The following is a 14314-nucleotide window of genomic DNA, read 5'->3' on the forward strand; positions in this document are numbered from 1 at the left end:
GCCCCTCGGTGCATCAGCGATCAGGAAAAACGACCACTGTGCCGGCACGCCGGGCGCGGGTCTCTTCGGCCCGTAGCCCGATAACGGCGTCGTCGGGATAGCGGACCTCTTCGAGGATCAACGGGTGGGGAGCGGCAAGCACCGAGCGGGCTTCCTTGCTGCGTGCGTTCAGCCGTTCAAGGAGCCAGGACGGCTCCTTCTCTCCGGCGCCCACACGCAAGGCCGATCCGATCAATCCACGCACCATGTTGTGACAGAACGCGTCGGCCTGGATGGCAACGGTGATGATTCCGTCCTCGACTCGTTCGAAATCGAATCGCTGCAGTTCACGGACTGTCGTCGCCCCGGGTCGGGGTTTCACAAAGGACCGGAAGTCCTGCAGCCCAAGAAGCTGCCGTGCGCCGTCGTTCAGTCTCTGAACCTGTTGTTCTTCGGGGTGCCAGAGGGTGACCCCGCGGACCAACGGGTCCCGCAGCTCGGGCCGGTCGGCGATCCGGTAACTGTAGCGGCGCCACAGCGCTGAGAACCGGGCATCAAATCCGGGAGGGGCAAGGGAGACCTTCCGGACGACGACGGCCGGAACCTGGTGACGCTGCCGGTCCGATTTTTCCAGTTCGCGGCTGATTGTAGCGCCAAGCCGCCGCAGCATTGCGGTTTCCGGTGTCATCTCCTTGCCCCTGCTGAGTCCGTGCCACTCCTCAGGCGTGAGATCCACGTGCGCCACCTGGCCCCGGGCGTGGACGCCGGTGTCGGTGCGTCCCGCGACGGTCAGCCGTCCGGGTCTGCGTAGCAGGGTCTGAAGCCCAGCCTCGATCACTCCCTGAACGGTGGGCAACCCGGGCTGTACCGCCCACCCAGAGAAGTGCGCCCCGTCGTAGGCCAGGTCTAGCCGGACACGCAAAAGCCCGCCATCCACAGCAGGGACAGCGGGCTTTTGCTCAATCACGGTACTTACCAAGCGGCGGAAGAATTACTTCTTGCCGTCGTCCTCGGTGGTGCCTTCTTCAACGACGACAACCTCGTCGGCGCCGGCCTCGGCGCTGACGTTCGTGTCTTCAGCGGCGACCTCTTCGGCCGACGGTGCTGATTCGGCTGACTCAGGTGAATCCGGAGAGTCGGCTGACTCAGGTGAATCCGGAGAGTCGGCTGACTCAGGTGAATCCGGGGAGTCGGCTGACTCAGGCGAGTCGGCCTTCACCGGTGCGGCAGTAGCTGCGTTGGCTTTGGACTGCTCAGCTTCTGCAACGACTGACTGCTTCGCTGACATTGGCTCAAGAACCAGTTCGATGACAGCCATCGGAGCGTTGTCGCCCTTGCGGTTGCCGATCTTGGTGATGCGGGTGTAGCCACCTTCGCGCTCGGCAACGGCCGGAGCGATGTCCGTGAACAGCTCGTGGACGATGCTCTTGCTGCTGATGACGCCAAGGACGCGACGACGTGAGGCGAGATCGCCCTTCTTCGCGAAGGTGATCAGGCGCTCGGCGTAGGGACGAAGCCTCTTCGCCTTGGTCACCGTGGTGGTGATGCGCTTGTGCTCGAACAGTGAGGCGGCCAAGTTGGCGAGCATCAGGCGTTCGTGCGCCGGACCGCCTCCGAGACGTGGGCCCTTTGTTGGTGTGGGCATGATTGTTTCTCCTCTAAGTGGTCCTGTCCGCCGCTAGGAGCGGCGGACAGGTCGTTCTAAATTGTTAGAGCTCTTCGTCGCTGTACGCGGCGTCGTCCTCTTCAATGGCTGCTGCGCGAGCCGCGAGGTCGAACCCTGGAGGGGAATCCTTCAGGGACAGGCCCAGCTCAACGAGCTTGGCCTTGACCTCGTCGATGGACTTCGCACCGAAGTTACGGATATCCATCAGATCTGCCTCGGAGCGGGCAACGAGCTCACCCACGGTGTGGATACCCTCGCGCTTGAGGCAGTTGTACGAACGAACAGTCAGCTCAAGATCTTCGATCGGGAGCGCCATGTCGGCTGCCAGGGCAGCGTCAGTAGGCGACGGGCCGATCTCAATGCCTTCAGCGGCGGTGTTAAGCTCGCGGGCCAGACCGAACAGTTCCACCAGGGTGGTACCGGCCGAAGCGACGGCATCGCGGGGGGCGATGGCGTCCTTGGTTTCGACGTCGACAATCAGGCGGTCGAAGTCGGTGCGCTGCTCAACACGGGTTGCTTCAACCCGGAAGGTGACCTTCAGGACTGGTGAGTAGATCGAATCGACCGGGATGCGGCCGATCTCGGAGTCACCGGACTTGTTCTGGGACGCCGACACATAACCGCGTCCACGCTCAATGGTCAGTTCGAGCTCGAACTTCCCCTTTGAGTTCAGGGTGGCAATGTGCAGATCCGGGTTGTGGAATTCGACACCTGCTGGAGGCGCGATGTCCGCTGCCGTGACGACGCCGGGGCCCTGCTTGCGCAGGTAGGCAACGACTGGCTCGTCGTGCTCGGAGGACACAGCCAGATTCTTGATGTTCAGGATGATCTCAGTGACATCTTCCTTGACACCCGGAACCGTGGTGAACTCGTGCAGCACACCGTCGATGCGGATGCTGGTGACAGCTGCACCCGGGATCGATGAGAGCAGGGTGCGGCGGAGTGAGTTTCCGAGGGTGTAGCCGAAACCGGGCTCAAGCGGCTCGATGACGAACCGCGAGCGGTTGTCGGCGACGACTTCTTCAGTCAGGGTGGGGCGCTGTGCAATAAGCACTTACATTTCCTTTCAGGGAGCATCCGCTATATGACGCAACACAAATGGTGGAAAGGGACAGCTAGCAAGCAACGCTTATTAGCTTAAGGATCGGTGTCGAACGCCGCCCCGGAATGATCCCGGGACCGGGATCACCCTCAGAGCGGCATTCGACGCCGGAAAAGCTAATTAGACGCGGCGACGCTTCGGAGGCCGGCAACCGTTGTGGGCGCTGGGGGTGACGTCCTGGATGGAGCCAACCTCCAGGCCGGTGGCCTGCAGCGAGCGGATAGCCGTTTCGCGACCTGAGCCTGGGCCCTTGACGAAAACGTCGACCTTCTTGACGCCGTGTTCCTGCGCACGCTTTGCAGCAGCCTCGGCTGCCATCTGCGCGGCGAACGGCGTCGACTTACGAGAGCCCTTGAATCCAACTTCACCAGCGGAGGCCCAGGAAATGACTGCTCCTGACGGGTCCGTGATGGACACGATGGTGTTGTTGAAGGTGCTCTTGATGTGCGCCTGTCCAAGCGCGATATTCTTCTTGTCCTTGCGACGCGGCTTACGTACCGCTCCACGAGTCTTGGGGGGCATTGCTTCTCCTACGAAAGGTGATGGGTGAGGTGCCGGGACCTGAAGGTCTGGCGAGCAAGCGGCTGGCTAGAACCATAAGCCCCTACAACAGGGGCCTCCGCTGGCGAGGGTTCCCTGGCCGGACGAGCGCTAGCGAGTCAGGTTAGGGAGCCAGTGGGGAACTAGCGCGCGGCCTTCTTCTTGCCGGCTACAGTGCGCTTGGGGCCCTTACGGGTACGCGCGTTGGTCTTCGTGCGCTGTCCGCGCACTGGAAGACCGCGGCGGTGCCGGATGCCTTCATAGCTTCCGATTTCCACCTTCCGGCGGATGTCGGCAGCTACCTCACGGCGGAGGTCACCTTCGACCTTGTAGTTGACTTCGATGTAGTCACGAAGCTGCAGCAGCTCCGCGTCAGTGAGGTCCTTGACACGCGTATTCGGGCTGATCCCGGTTTCTGCGAGCGTCTGGTCTGCACGGGTCTTGCCCACGCCATAGATATAGGTAAGCGCTATCACTACCCGCTTTTCGCGGGGAATGTCTACGCCAGCGAGACGTGCCATAGTGGCGGTTCTCCTTTGGTGATACTGGAGGTCTGAAACAGAGCGGCCTGCTGAGGTTTTCAGCTCCCCGGCCTCCGTGCCCGGGGGTGTGCTCCCCTCAAGCGAGGGGAACTGCTCTGCCTTTATGGATGTACTGCTGCTGCGTGCGGGGCTCTTCTCGAAAGGAGAAGAACTATCCCTGACGCTGCTTGTGGCGCGGGTTTTCGCAGATCACGAGTACGTTGCCCTTGCGGCGAACCACCTGGCACTTATCGCAGATCCGCTTGACGCTCGGCTGGACCTTCATGGTTTTCCTTTGCGTTGTTTGCAGATTGTGCTGTAACTACACTCCCTACCCTGAGGCAGGATGGGAGAATTCCTTATTTGTAGCGGTAGACAATACGACCTCGGGTGAGGTCGTAGGGGCTAAGCTCCACTACCACCCGGTCCTCAGGGAGGATCCGGATATAGTGCTGACGCATCTTGCCCGAGATGTGGGCAAGGACAATGTGACCGTTGGCCAGCTCAACGCGGAACATCGCGTTGGGCAGAGCCTCGTTCACAGTGCCTTCAATCTCAATGACACCGTCTTTCTTGGCCATATCCTCCGCTAACGTCTATGCCCACCGCTTGCACGATGAACGAATGGAATGGTAATTGTTGGCTTACTTCCGCCTCAGCACCAGAACCGGACTTCCCGATTTGTGCAGGCGTGGGCGCCCGAAATGGGCACACGAGTAGAGACAACCAACAGGCAACTCTACGCTACCGCTGGGGAAATGTTAAATCTGCGACCGGCGGCTGAACCACTAGGACAGCGGAACGGGTGTGACCCCCAGCGGCTCAAGCTTTGCAGCACCACCGTCGGCTGCGCTGAGAACCCAAATGCCACGGTCATGCACCGCCACCGTGTGCTCCCATTGGCAGGAGCGGCGGCCATCTGTCGTGACGACCGTCCAATCGTCGTCGAGCAGGGTTGTCTCGAGGCTACCGAGGACCAGCATCGGTTCAATCGCAAGGCACAGCCCGGGTCTGATTTTAGGGCCCCGGTGTCCGCTTCGGTAGTTCAGAACGTCAGGCGCCTGGTGCATCTGGGTGCCGATCCCGTGTCCCACATAGTCCTGCAGGATACCCAGTGGTGCGCCCTCAAGCCCGCTCACGTAGTCATCGATCGCATTGCCGACGTCGCCGACGTTGCGCCCACTGGCCAGAGCAGCGATGCCGTGCCACATGGCGGACTCAGTGGCGTCGGAGAGACGCTGATCTTCGGGCCGGGGCTGAGCGACGATAACCGATCGTGCGGAATCCGAATGCCAGCCGTCCACTACTGCGCCACCGTCGATGGAGAGGATGTCGCCATCCTGAAGCGCATAGTCCCCGGGGATACCGTGGACCACTTCATGATTGACGGAGGCGCAGATGGACGCCGGGAAACCGTGGTAGCCAAGAAAATTGGAGGTGGCACCAGCCGACTTGAGAACGTCCGCGAAGACTGCGTTCAGTTCACCGGTAGTGACACCTACCGCTGCCGCGCCGATAGCTTCGTCCAGAGCCGCCGAAAGAACCAGTCCCGCCTTGCGCATGGTGAGGATCTGCTGGTTGCTCTTGTACTCAACCTTAGGCTGGCGGAACATCGACAAGTTACCGCGAACCGTTCAGTGCGCTGACCACGCGCTCGGTAACCGTGTCGATCTCCCCGATGCCGTCGACACGCCTGACGATGCCGCGTCCTTCATACTGCGACACCACACCCTCCGTCTGCCCGTGGTAGAGGTCCAGGCGGTGACGGATGACGGCCTCGTTGTCGTCGCTGCGTCCATCGAGCTGCGCACGATTGGTAAGCCGGCGGACCAGTTCCTCGTCAGGAGCTGTCAACTGCAGGACCGCATCCAGGGCCACTTCGTTCTGCTGCAGGATGTCGTCGAGCTCGGTCACCTGCGCGGCAGTCCGGGGGTAGCCATCGAGCAGGAACCCGTCACGGACGTCAGCCTGTTTCAACCGGTCGCGGACCATTGAGTTGGTGACACTGTCGGGGACGAAATCTCCGGCATCCATGAACTTCTTGGCTTCCAGCCCCAGAGGTGTTTCGCGCTTGACGTTGTCCCGGAAGATGTCTCCCGTGGAGATTGCTACGACCCCGAGCCGTTCGGAGATCCGCGCCGCCTGTGTGCCTTTACCGGATCCGGGAGGACCGATTATGAGCATGCGTGTCATCGCAACAACCCTTCGTAGTGACGCTGCTGTAGCTGAGCGTCGATCTGCTTCACCGTCTCGAGTCCAACGCCCACCATGATGAGAATTGAGACGCCGCCGAACGGGAAGTTCTGGTTGGCGTTGATCAGCACCAGGGCGATCAACGGGATCAGTGCTACCAGGCCGAGGTAGAGGGCGCCGGGGAGAGTGATCCGGGACAGCACATACTGCAGGTACTCGGCCGTCGGCCGGCCAGCCCGGATGCCCGGGATGAACCCCCCGTACTTCTTCATGTTCTCGGAGACCTCGTCCGGGTTGAACGTGATCGCTACGTAGAAGTAGGTGAAGAACACGATCATGGCGAAGTACAGCGCCATGTAAAGCGGGTGGTCCCCGTTTGCCAGGTAGGTGGTAATGAAGTTGACCCATTCCGGTGGCGGTGTCTGCCCATCGGTTGGCGTATTGAACTGCGCAATCAGGCTGGGCAGGTACAGCATCGACGAAGCGAAGATGACCGGGATAACCCCGGCCATGTTGACCTTGATGGGAATGTAAGTACTGCTGCCGCCGAGGGTGCGCCGGCCGACCATACGCTTCGCGTACTGCACCGGGATTCTCCGCTGCGACTGTTCGACGAAGATCACCAGGGCGACGACGACCAACCCGATGGCGATCACTGCCACAAAGACGGTCCAGCCCTGGGTCCGGAGGATTTCGCCCAGCGAGGTGGGGAAGCCTGCAGCGATGGCGGTGAAGATCAGCAGGGACATGCCGTTGCCGACGCCGCGTTCGGTGATCAGTTCACCCATCCACATGATCAGGCCTGTGCCAGCGGTGAGGGTGAGGATCAGCAGCAGGATGGTAATGATGCTGTCATCAGGAATGATCGGCACCGGACAGTCGCCCAGCAGCGCACCGGATCGGGCCAGGGAAACCAGGGTGGTCGCATTCAACAGGGCCAGTGCAATCGTCAGGTAACGCGTGTATTGGGTCAGAGTGGACTGGCCCTGCGCGCCTTCCTGATGCAGTTCCTGGAAACGCGGGATCACCACGCGGAGCAGCTGGGTGATGATGCTCGCGGTGATGTAGGGCATGATGCCCAGAGCAAAAATGGATACCTGGAGGAGTGCACCACCACTGAAAAGGTTCACGAACTCGTAGAGCCCGCCCTCGGTGTTGCCCAGTTGCAAACACTGCTGGACGTTGCCGTAGTCAACACCGGGCGCGGGGATGAAAGCACCCAGGCGGAAAATTGTGATGATTCCCAGCGTGAACAACAGCTTGCGCCGTAAGTCTGGCGTCCGGAAAGCCCGGCCAATAGCGCTAAGCAAGCGTCCTCCTGAAGGTCTTGGTGTCCATGGCGGACAGATACTCAACAACCGAGTCTAACGGTTGAAACCCGGTGCATTGGACCCGGGGGCAACTCGGTGCGGCAATATGGCCGTAAAAAAACTCTTGGTGGGCCGGAATCTTCCGGCCCACCAAGAGTCTAGTTGCTAGATCGGGTAGATCACAGCAGATCTACCTAAAGTCCGGTGACCGAACCGCCAGCTGCAGTGATCTTCTCTGCAGCGCTAGCTGAGTAGGCGTGCACCGTGACATCAACCTTGACGGTGATCTCTCCGGTGCCCAGTACCTTCACGGGCTGGTTCTTGCGAACCGCACCGTTGGCAACCAGGCTCTCGACTGACACCTCGCCACCGTTGGGGTACAGCTCCGAGATCTTGTCCAGGTTGACAACCTGGAATTCGACCCGGAAGGGGTTCTTGAAACCGCGCAGCTTGGGAAGGCGCATGTGCAGGGGAAGCTGTCCACCTGCGAAGCCTGCCTTGACCTGGTAGCGGGCCTTCGTACCCTTCATACCGCGACCGGCGGTCTTACCCTTGGAACCTTCGCCACGGCCCACACGGGTCTTGGCGGTCTTGGCTCCGGGAGCTGGACGCAGATGGTGGACCTTGAGCGCGTGAACGCGCTCCGAGTCCGCAGTAACCGTGGCTGCTGCCACATTCTTCTCTGCCATTAGTTGGCCTCCTCAACCTTCACGAGGTGCGGAACCGTGTTGACCATGCCAACGGTAACGGCGTCGGCGGTACGGACAACGGTGTGTCCGATACGCTTCAGGCCGAGGGACCGCAGCGTGTCACGCTGGTTCTGCTTGCCGCCAATGGCGGACTTGGTTTGGGTGATCTGAAGCTGCGCTGAGCTTACTAACACGCGCTTGGGAGTTGCCATTACGCACCTGCCTTTTGTTCCTGCATTGCGCGCAGCATCGACGAGGAAGCGACCTGGTCCAGTGGCAACCCGCGACGGGCGGCTACTGCCTGGGGCTCTTCCAACCGCTTCAGGGCGTCAACGGTTGCGTGAACAATGTTGATGGCGTTCGAGGAGCCGAGTGACTTCGACAGCACGTCGTGGATACCGACGCACTCCAGTACGGCGCGCACCGGGCCACCGGCGATAACACCGGTACCTGGGGAGGCCGGGCGAAGCAGGACTACGCCTGCAGCCGCTTCACCCTGTACCAGGTGAGGAACGGTGCCGCCGATGCGGGGGACCTTGAAGAAGGACTTTTTGGCCTCTTCAACGCCCTTGGCGATGGCTGATGGAACTTCCTTAGCCTTGCCGTAACCGACGCCGACCATGCCGTTACCGTCACCAACGACAACCAGGGCGGTGAAGCTGAAGCGCCGTCCACCCTTGACCACCTTGGATACACGGTTGATGGCGACGACGCGCTCGACGAACTTGTCCTTGTCGTCTCCACGACCGCCGTCACGGCCACCACGGCCACCGTCGCGACCGCCACGGCCTCCGTCGCGGCCACCGGCGCCGCTGTTGCGGCCACCGCGTTCTCCGCGGGCACCACCCTTGCGGTCGTCGGCAGTTGCCGTTGCGGGTGCCTCTGCAGCCGGAGCTGTAGCAGCAGGCTGTTCAGTACCTGTACTCAATTCAGGTTCCTTTGCGTTGTTTTCCTCGGTCACAGTGCCAACCCACCTTCGCGGGCGCCATCTGCGATGGCGGCAATGCGGCCGTGGTACTTGTTGCCGCCGCGGTCGAAGACGACTGCTTCGATACCAGCGGCCTTGGCACGCTCTGCAACGAGGTTGCCCACGCGCTTGGCCTTGGCGGTCTTGTCACCGTCGAATGCTCGGAGATCCGCTTCGAGGGTGGATGCCGAAGCAACCGTGACGCCCAGTCCGTCGTCGACAACCTGAACGAACATGTGCCGTGCGGACCGGTTGACTACCAGACGCGGGCGGACCGCTGTTCCGGTGATGCGCTTACGCACACGGAGGTGGCGGCGTCCACGCTGGGCGGACTTGCTCTTGGAGCTTCGCTTCTTGTTAATGCTGATAGCCATGATTATTTACCAGACTTTCCGACTTTACGGCGAACAACTTCGCCTGCGTAGCGCACGCCCTTGCCCTTATAGGGGTCCGGCTTCCGCAGCTTGCGGATGTTTGCGGCGACTTCGCCGACCTGCTGCTTGCTGATGCCGGAGACGGAAACCTTGGTAGGTCCCTCAACGGTCAGAGTGATGCCCTCCGGTGCCTTGACGGCTACCGGGTGGCTGAAGCCCAGTGCGAACTCCAGATCGGAACCCTTTGCCTGCACACGGTAACCGGTGCCGACAATTTCGAGGTTCTTCTTGTAACCGTCGGTGACACCAATGATCATGTTGGAGATCAGCGTGCGCGTCAGGCCGTGGAGCGAACGCGATTCGCGCTCGTCGTTCGGCCGGGTGACGGTCAGGGTGTTCTCGTCGAGATCAACCAGGATTGGGCTGGGCACGGTGTGGCTCAGCTCCCCCTTGGCTCCCTTGACGGACACCAGGTTACCGGTGACTTTTACCTCAACACCCGCGGGAACGGAGATGGGGAGACGTCCAATACGTGACATGTGTTTACTCCTTCTCTGTTCCGGCTACCAGACGTAGGCGAGGACTTCCCCACCCACGCCCTTCTTGGATGCCTGGCGGTCTGTCAGCAGTCCGGAGGACGTGGACAGGATTGCGATACCAAGTCCACCCAGTACGTGCGGCAGGTTGGTGGACTTCGCGTAAACGCGCAGTCCGGGCTTGGAGATGCGGCGGATGCCGGCGATTGAACGCTGGCGCTCAGGACCGAACTTGAGGTCGATGGTCAGCTTCTTGCCGACCTCCGCTTCCTCTTCCTTCCAGCCCGCGATGTAGCCTTCAGCCTTCAGGATGTCGGCGACGCGAGCTTTGAGCTTGCTATATGGCATGCTCACGGTGTCGTGGTATGCGGAGTTTGCATTGCGCAGACGTGTCAGCATGTCTGCCACAGGATCTGTCATTGTCATGTGGGCTCTTGCCCTTCCTCGTAACGGTTTCCGGGGCCCGGTTTAGGGTGTTGGACTTGCGCCCTGCCCTGCCCGGTACGGACCTGGAACGTAGTTAGATTAATCTTCGGATTTGAACGGGAAGCCAAGCGCCTTGAGCAGCGCGCGGCCTTCGTCGTCGGTCTTTGCGGTGGTGACAACGGTGATGTCCATGCCACGTACGCGGTCGATCTTGTCCTGGTCGATCTCGTGGAACATTGACTGTTCCGTGAGTCCGAAGGTGTAGTTGCCGTTCCCGTCGAACTGGCGGCCGCTGAGGCCGCGGAAGTCGCGGATACGGGGAAGGGCAAGCGAGACCAGGCGGTCAACGAATTCCCACATGCGGTCTCCACGCAGAGTCGTGTGGCAGCCGATGGGCATTCCCTCGCGCAGTTTGAACTGTGCGATGGACTTGCGGGCCTTCGTGACCTGAGGCTTCTGACCGGTGATCTGAGTCATGTCCCGGACAGCGCCGTCGATGAGCTTGGAGTCCTTGGCGGCATCTCCAACACCCATGTTGACAACAACCTTCACCAGGCGTGGAACCTGGTTGACGTTGGTGTAACCAAATTCTTCCTGCAGTCCCGACTTGATTTCAGCGGCGTAGCGCGTCTTCAGGCGCGGGGAGATCTTAGTCTCTACGGCTTCGGTAGTCATGAGAGATCCTTCCCTGATGCCTTGGCGACGCGGATCCGGACTGTGCGCTCTTTACCGTCTTTTTCGACGGTATCGATGCGATAGCCGACGCGGGTCGGCTTGTTGGTCTCGGGGTCAACCACTGCAACATTGCTGATATGGATGGGGGCTTCAATGACCTCGATGCCGCCGGTCTTGGAGCCGCGCTGCGACTGTCCAACCTTGGTGTGGCGGGTAACGCGGTTGATTCCTTCGACGAGGACCCGGTTGTTCTCCCGGAATACCTTCAGAACCTTGCCTTGCTTGCCGCGGTCTCCGCCGCGCTCCTGCTTGGCTCCACTGATGACCTGAACCAGGTCACCCTTCTTGATCTTGAACTTCACTGCTTTGTTCGCTCCCATGGGTTAGAGCACCTCCGGCGCCAGCGAGATGATCTTCATGAAGCGCTTGTCGCGGAGTTCGCGACCAACGGGACCGAAGATACGCGTACCGCGTGGGTCGCCGTCTGTCTTCAAGATCACCGCAGCGTTCTCATCAAACTTGATGTAGGAACCATCCGCACGGCGGCGTTCCTTCTTGGTGCGGACGATAACCGCCTTGACGACGTCGCCCTTCTTGACGTTACCGCCGGGGATTGCGTCCTTGACGGTGGCGACGATCACGTCGCCGATGCCTGCGTAGCGGCGTCCAGATCCACCGAGAACGCGGATGGTCAAGATTTCCTTGGCACCCGTGTTGTCGGCGACCTTAAGCCGCGACTCCTGCTGAATCACTGATTACTCCTGTCGTCGCGCTGGTTCTCTCTGCGAGCCTTGCGGAACGGATATGGGTTGGCCCCGTAATACTGGTCCTCAGCCTGTGCAGGCACTCGAACACGCCGGCACAAAGAAGCTGAACAAGATTATCGGGCTTTTGTCTCAATCGCCGGTGTGGAAGCTAATACCTCTAACCCACCGGACAGACAAGATTTTCATCTTATCGCGAAAGCGCCCCGGACGCGAAATCGCTGCTGCGATATCACGTCCGGGGCGCAATTCGTAAAATGCTTGGTTATCCTTGCAGCCTACTTGGCGCGCTCGATAACCTCGACCAGGCGCCACCGCTTGGTAGCGGACAGAGGCCGGGTCTCGCTGATGAGAACGTGATCGCCGATGCCGGCGGTGTTCTCCTCATCGTGGACCTTCACCTTGGTGCTGCGGCGAAGAACCTTGCCGTAAAGCGCGTGCTTCACGCGGTCTTCAACCTGCACCGTAATGGTCTTGTTCATCTTGTCCGAAACTACATACCCACGACGGGTTTTGCGGTAGCCGCGGGCAAGATCGTCCGACGTCGTTGCTTCACTCTTCTGTTCACTCACTTGGCGTCCTCCTTAGATGCCTCGGTGCCCGCATCCGGGGCGTCTTTGGTGGAGGCCTTCTTGGACTTCTTGGCCTTTTCAGGCTTTGCTTCCTCAACGGGAGCAACGTAGTCAGGCCGAATGCCGAGCTCACGCTCACGCATCACCGTGTACAGGCGTGCGATATCGCGCTTCACTGAGCGCAGACGCCCGTGATTTTCCAACTGACCCGTAGCGGACTGGAAGCGGAGGTTGAACAACTCTTCCTTGCCCTTCCGGAGTTCCTCGACCAGGCGATCACGATCGAAGCCGTCCAGCTGCTCGGATGTCAGTTCCTTTGAACCTATAGCCATGTCTATTCACCACCCTCACGACGCACAATGCGTGCCTTCAACGGCAGCTTGTGGATTGCTAGGCGCAGGGCTTCGCGGGCTACCTCTTCTGATACACCGGAGAGTTCGAAAAGAACCCGGCCCGGCTTGACGTTCGAAACCCACCACTCGGGGGAACCCTTACCGGAACCCATACGGGTTTCGGCAGGCTTCTTGGTCAGTGGGCGGTCAGGATAAATGTTGATCCAGACCTTGCCGCCACGCTTGATGTGGCGGGTCATGGCAATACGGGCAGCTTCAATCTGACGGTTGGTGACGTATGCCGGGCTCAGCGCCTGGATACCCCATTCACCGAAGCTGACCTCAGTGCCACCGGTTGCAGCGCCGGAACGACCCGGGTGGTGCTGCTTACGGAACTTGACTCGACGTGGGATAAGCATTTAAGCCTGTCCTCCTTCCGCTGCTGCCGGAGCTGCAGCTTCAGCCGGTGCGGCAGTTGCCTGCGCCTCGGCGGGAGCGGAACCGGCCGGGTTACGACGACGACGGTCTGCACCGCGGTCACCGCCACGGTCAGCTCCTGCTGGTCCACGGCTCGGGCGGTCGCTTCCGCCGCCACGTCCACGCGACGGTGCTGCTGCAGCCTGGGCTGCGAGCTCCTTCGCGGTGATGTCGCCCTTGTAGATCCAGACCTTGACGCCGATGCGACCGAAGGTGGTCTTCGCTTCGAAGAAGCCGTAATCGATGTTCGCGCGAAGGGTGTGCAGGGGCACACGGCCTTCACGGTAGAACTCGGAACGGCTCATTTCAGCGCCACCCAGACGACCGGAGCACTGGACACGGATGCCCTTGGCACCGGCGCGCTGTGCCGACTGCATTGCCTTCTTCATCGCGCGGCGGAAAGCCACACGTGAGGAGAGCTGCTCAGCGACGCCCTGAGCGACAAGCTGAGCTTCCATCTCGGGGTTCTTGACCTCGAGGATGTTCAGCTGAACCTGCTTGCCCGTCAGTTTTTCCAGCTCGCCGCGGATGCGGTCTGCTTCGGCGCCGCGGCGGCCGATCACAATGCCGGGACGTGCGGTGTGGATATCCACACGAACACGGTCACGGGTGCGCTCGATCTCTACCTTGGCGATACCGGCGCGGTCCATGCCCGTAGCCATGAGCTGGCGGATCTTGATGTCCTCGCGGACATAGTCCTTGTACCGCTGTCCGGGCTTGTTGCTGTCGGCAAACCAGTGCGAACGGTGGTCCGTGGTGATACCGAGCCTGAACCCATGCGGGTTTACTTTCTGTCCCACTAGCGGACCTGCGCTTTCTCAGGGGTTGCTACTACAACTGTGATGTGACTGGTCCGCTTCAAGATGCGGAACGCACGGCCCTGAGCGCGCGGCCGGAACCGCTTCATCGTGGGGCCTTCATCAACAAATGCCTCGCTGATGATCAGGTTATCTTCGTCGAATGCGATGCCGTCCCGGTCCGCGAGGACCCGGGCGTTGGCGACCGCCGACTGTACTACCTTGAATACCGGCTCTGAAGCTGCCTGTGGGGCGAACTTCAGTATTGCCAGAGCCTCATTCGTCTGCTTGCCACGAACCAGGTTGACGACGCGCCGGGCCTTCATAGGCGTGACACGCGAAAAACGCGCAACTGCCTTGGCTTCCATTGCTTTCCTTCTCTCGTCTTCTGCCG

General features: G+C 60.8%; 24 protein-coding genes. All 24 read right to left on the bottom strand.

The genetic code is table 11. The features are described from left to right. Positions 1 to 13 precede the first annotated feature (13 nt). The gene (locus tag IWX64_RS00500) at positions 14 to 946 is read right to left on the bottom strand and encodes a tRNA pseudouridine synthase A (RefSeq protein WP_196865230.1); all 933 of its coding nucleotides are present in this window, start codon (positions 944 to 946) and stop codon (positions 14 to 16) included. A 24-nt stretch (positions 947 to 970) separates the two neighbouring features. After that, the gene (gene rplQ / locus IWX64_RS00505; protein ID WP_196865231.1) at positions 971 to 1624 is read right to left on the bottom strand and encodes a 50S ribosomal protein L17; all 654 of its coding nucleotides are present in this window, start codon (positions 1622 to 1624) and stop codon (positions 971 to 973) included. 64 nt (positions 1625 to 1688) lie between these two features. Next, a complete protein-coding gene (locus IWX64_RS00510; RefSeq protein WP_171583915.1) occupies positions 1689 to 2699 on the bottom strand; it encodes a DNA-directed RNA polymerase subunit alpha in 1011 nt (336 codons plus the stop codon). A 168-nt stretch (positions 2700 to 2867) separates the two neighbouring features. Continuing rightward, positions 2868 to 3269, bottom strand: a complete 402-nt coding sequence (gene rpsK, locus IWX64_RS00515; protein WP_019481517.1) for a 30S ribosomal protein S11 — start codon at positions 3267 to 3269, stop codon at positions 2868 to 2870. A gap of 161 nt (positions 3270 to 3430) precedes the next feature. Further along, positions 3431 to 3808: a 30S ribosomal protein S13 gene (rpsM, locus tag IWX64_RS00520; protein ID WP_171583914.1), complete on the bottom strand. Its 378-nt coding sequence runs from the start codon at positions 3806 to 3808 to the stop codon at positions 3431 to 3433. A 172-nt stretch (positions 3809 to 3980) separates the two neighbouring features. Further along, positions 3981 to 4094 (bottom strand): 50S ribosomal protein L36, encoded by a 114-nt coding sequence (gene rpmJ / locus IWX64_RS00525; protein ID WP_024475611.1) that lies wholly within the window; start codon positions 4092 to 4094, stop codon positions 3981 to 3983. A gap of 73 nt (positions 4095 to 4167) precedes the next feature. Further along, a complete protein-coding gene (gene infA / locus IWX64_RS00530) occupies positions 4168 to 4389 on the bottom strand; it encodes a translation initiation factor IF-1 (protein WP_019481515.1) in 222 nt (73 codons plus the stop codon). A gap of 207 nt (positions 4390 to 4596) precedes the next feature. Next, positions 4597 to 5421, bottom strand: coding sequence for a type I methionyl aminopeptidase (gene map, locus IWX64_RS00535; protein WP_196865232.1), 825 nt, complete (start codon positions 5419 to 5421; stop codon positions 4597 to 4599). Positions 5422 to 5428: 7 nt separating this feature from the next. Then, a complete protein-coding gene (locus IWX64_RS00540) occupies positions 5429 to 6001 on the bottom strand; it encodes an adenylate kinase (protein ID WP_196865233.1) in 573 nt (190 codons plus the stop codon). Further along, entirely contained in the window at positions 5998 to 7311 is a 1314-nt protein-coding gene (gene secY, locus IWX64_RS00545) for a preprotein translocase subunit SecY (protein WP_026040899.1), read from the bottom strand. Before secY ends, IWX64_RS00540 begins: the two co-directional genes overlap by 4 nt. Positions 7312 to 7505: 194 nt before the next feature. Then, a complete protein-coding gene (gene rplO, locus IWX64_RS00550) occupies positions 7506 to 8000 on the bottom strand; it encodes a 50S ribosomal protein L15 (RefSeq protein ID WP_196865234.1) in 495 nt (164 codons plus the stop codon). After that, complete coding sequence (gene rpmD, locus IWX64_RS00555; RefSeq protein ID WP_196865235.1) at positions 8000 to 8212, bottom strand: 50S ribosomal protein L30; 213 nt, start codon at positions 8210 to 8212, stop codon at positions 8000 to 8002. Before rpmD ends, rplO begins: the two co-directional genes overlap by 1 nt. Further along, positions 8212 to 8928 carry a 30S ribosomal protein S5 gene (gene rpsE, locus IWX64_RS00560; RefSeq protein ID WP_196865236.1) on the bottom strand — a complete coding sequence of 239 codons (717 nt, stop codon included), beginning with the start codon at positions 8926 to 8928 and terminating at the stop codon, positions 8212 to 8214. Before rpsE ends, rpmD begins: the two co-directional genes overlap by 1 nt. A gap of 29 nt (positions 8929 to 8957) precedes the next feature. After that, positions 8958 to 9341 carry a 50S ribosomal protein L18 gene (gene rplR, locus IWX64_RS00565; RefSeq protein WP_019481508.1) on the bottom strand — a complete coding sequence of 128 codons (384 nt, stop codon included), beginning with the start codon at positions 9339 to 9341 and terminating at the stop codon, positions 8958 to 8960. 2 nt (positions 9342 to 9343) lie between these two features. After that, on the bottom strand, positions 9344 to 9880 hold the full coding sequence (gene rplF / locus IWX64_RS00570) for a 50S ribosomal protein L6 (RefSeq protein ID WP_171583907.1): 537 nt from the start codon (positions 9878 to 9880) through the stop codon (positions 9344 to 9346). 24 nt (positions 9881 to 9904) lie between these two features. Further along, positions 9905 to 10303 (bottom strand): 30S ribosomal protein S8, encoded by a 399-nt coding sequence (gene rpsH, locus IWX64_RS00575; protein WP_019481506.1) that lies wholly within the window; start codon positions 10301 to 10303, stop codon positions 9905 to 9907. Between the two features lie 99 nt (positions 10304 to 10402). Beyond that, entirely contained in the window at positions 10403 to 10978 is a 576-nt protein-coding gene (rplE, locus tag IWX64_RS00580; RefSeq protein ID WP_196865237.1) for a 50S ribosomal protein L5, read from the bottom strand. Next, positions 10975 to 11358 carry a 50S ribosomal protein L24 gene (gene rplX, locus IWX64_RS00585; protein ID WP_196865238.1) on the bottom strand — a complete coding sequence of 128 codons (384 nt, stop codon included), beginning with the start codon at positions 11356 to 11358 and terminating at the stop codon, positions 10975 to 10977. Before rplX ends, rplE begins: the two co-directional genes overlap by 4 nt. 3 nt (positions 11359 to 11361) lie before the next feature. Continuing rightward, positions 11362 to 11730: a 50S ribosomal protein L14 gene (gene rplN / locus IWX64_RS00590; protein ID WP_019481503.1), complete on the bottom strand. Its 369-nt coding sequence runs from the start codon at positions 11728 to 11730 to the stop codon at positions 11362 to 11364. Positions 11731 to 12020: 290 nt separating this feature from the next. Then, positions 12021 to 12314, bottom strand: a complete 294-nt coding sequence (gene rpsQ, locus IWX64_RS00595) for a 30S ribosomal protein S17 (protein WP_318779119.1) — start codon at positions 12312 to 12314, stop codon at positions 12021 to 12023. After that, positions 12311 to 12646 carry a 50S ribosomal protein L29 gene (rpmC, locus tag IWX64_RS00600; protein ID WP_171618254.1) on the bottom strand — a complete coding sequence of 112 codons (336 nt, stop codon included), beginning with the start codon at positions 12644 to 12646 and terminating at the stop codon, positions 12311 to 12313. The genes rpsQ and rpmC overlap by 4 nt, the downstream gene beginning before the upstream one ends. Positions 12647 to 12648: 2 nt before the next feature. Next, positions 12649 to 13065, bottom strand: coding sequence for a 50S ribosomal protein L16 (gene rplP / locus IWX64_RS00605; RefSeq protein WP_019481500.1), 417 nt, complete (start codon positions 13063 to 13065; stop codon positions 12649 to 12651). After that, positions 13066 to 13923, bottom strand: coding sequence for a 30S ribosomal protein S3 (gene rpsC / locus IWX64_RS00610; protein ID WP_026553529.1), 858 nt, complete (start codon positions 13921 to 13923; stop codon positions 13066 to 13068). Next, the gene (gene rplV / locus IWX64_RS00615; RefSeq protein ID WP_024475619.1) at positions 13923 to 14288 is read right to left on the bottom strand and encodes a 50S ribosomal protein L22; all 366 of its coding nucleotides are present in this window, start codon (positions 14286 to 14288) and stop codon (positions 13923 to 13925) included. The genes rpsC and rplV overlap by 1 nt, the downstream gene beginning before the upstream one ends. Positions 14289 to 14314 lie beyond the last annotated feature (26 nt).

Origin of the sequence: Arthrobacter sp. CAN_A212, assembly GCF_015752345.1 — a bacterium.
Lineage (GTDB): Bacteria > Actinomycetota > Actinomycetes > Actinomycetales > Micrococcaceae > Arthrobacter_D.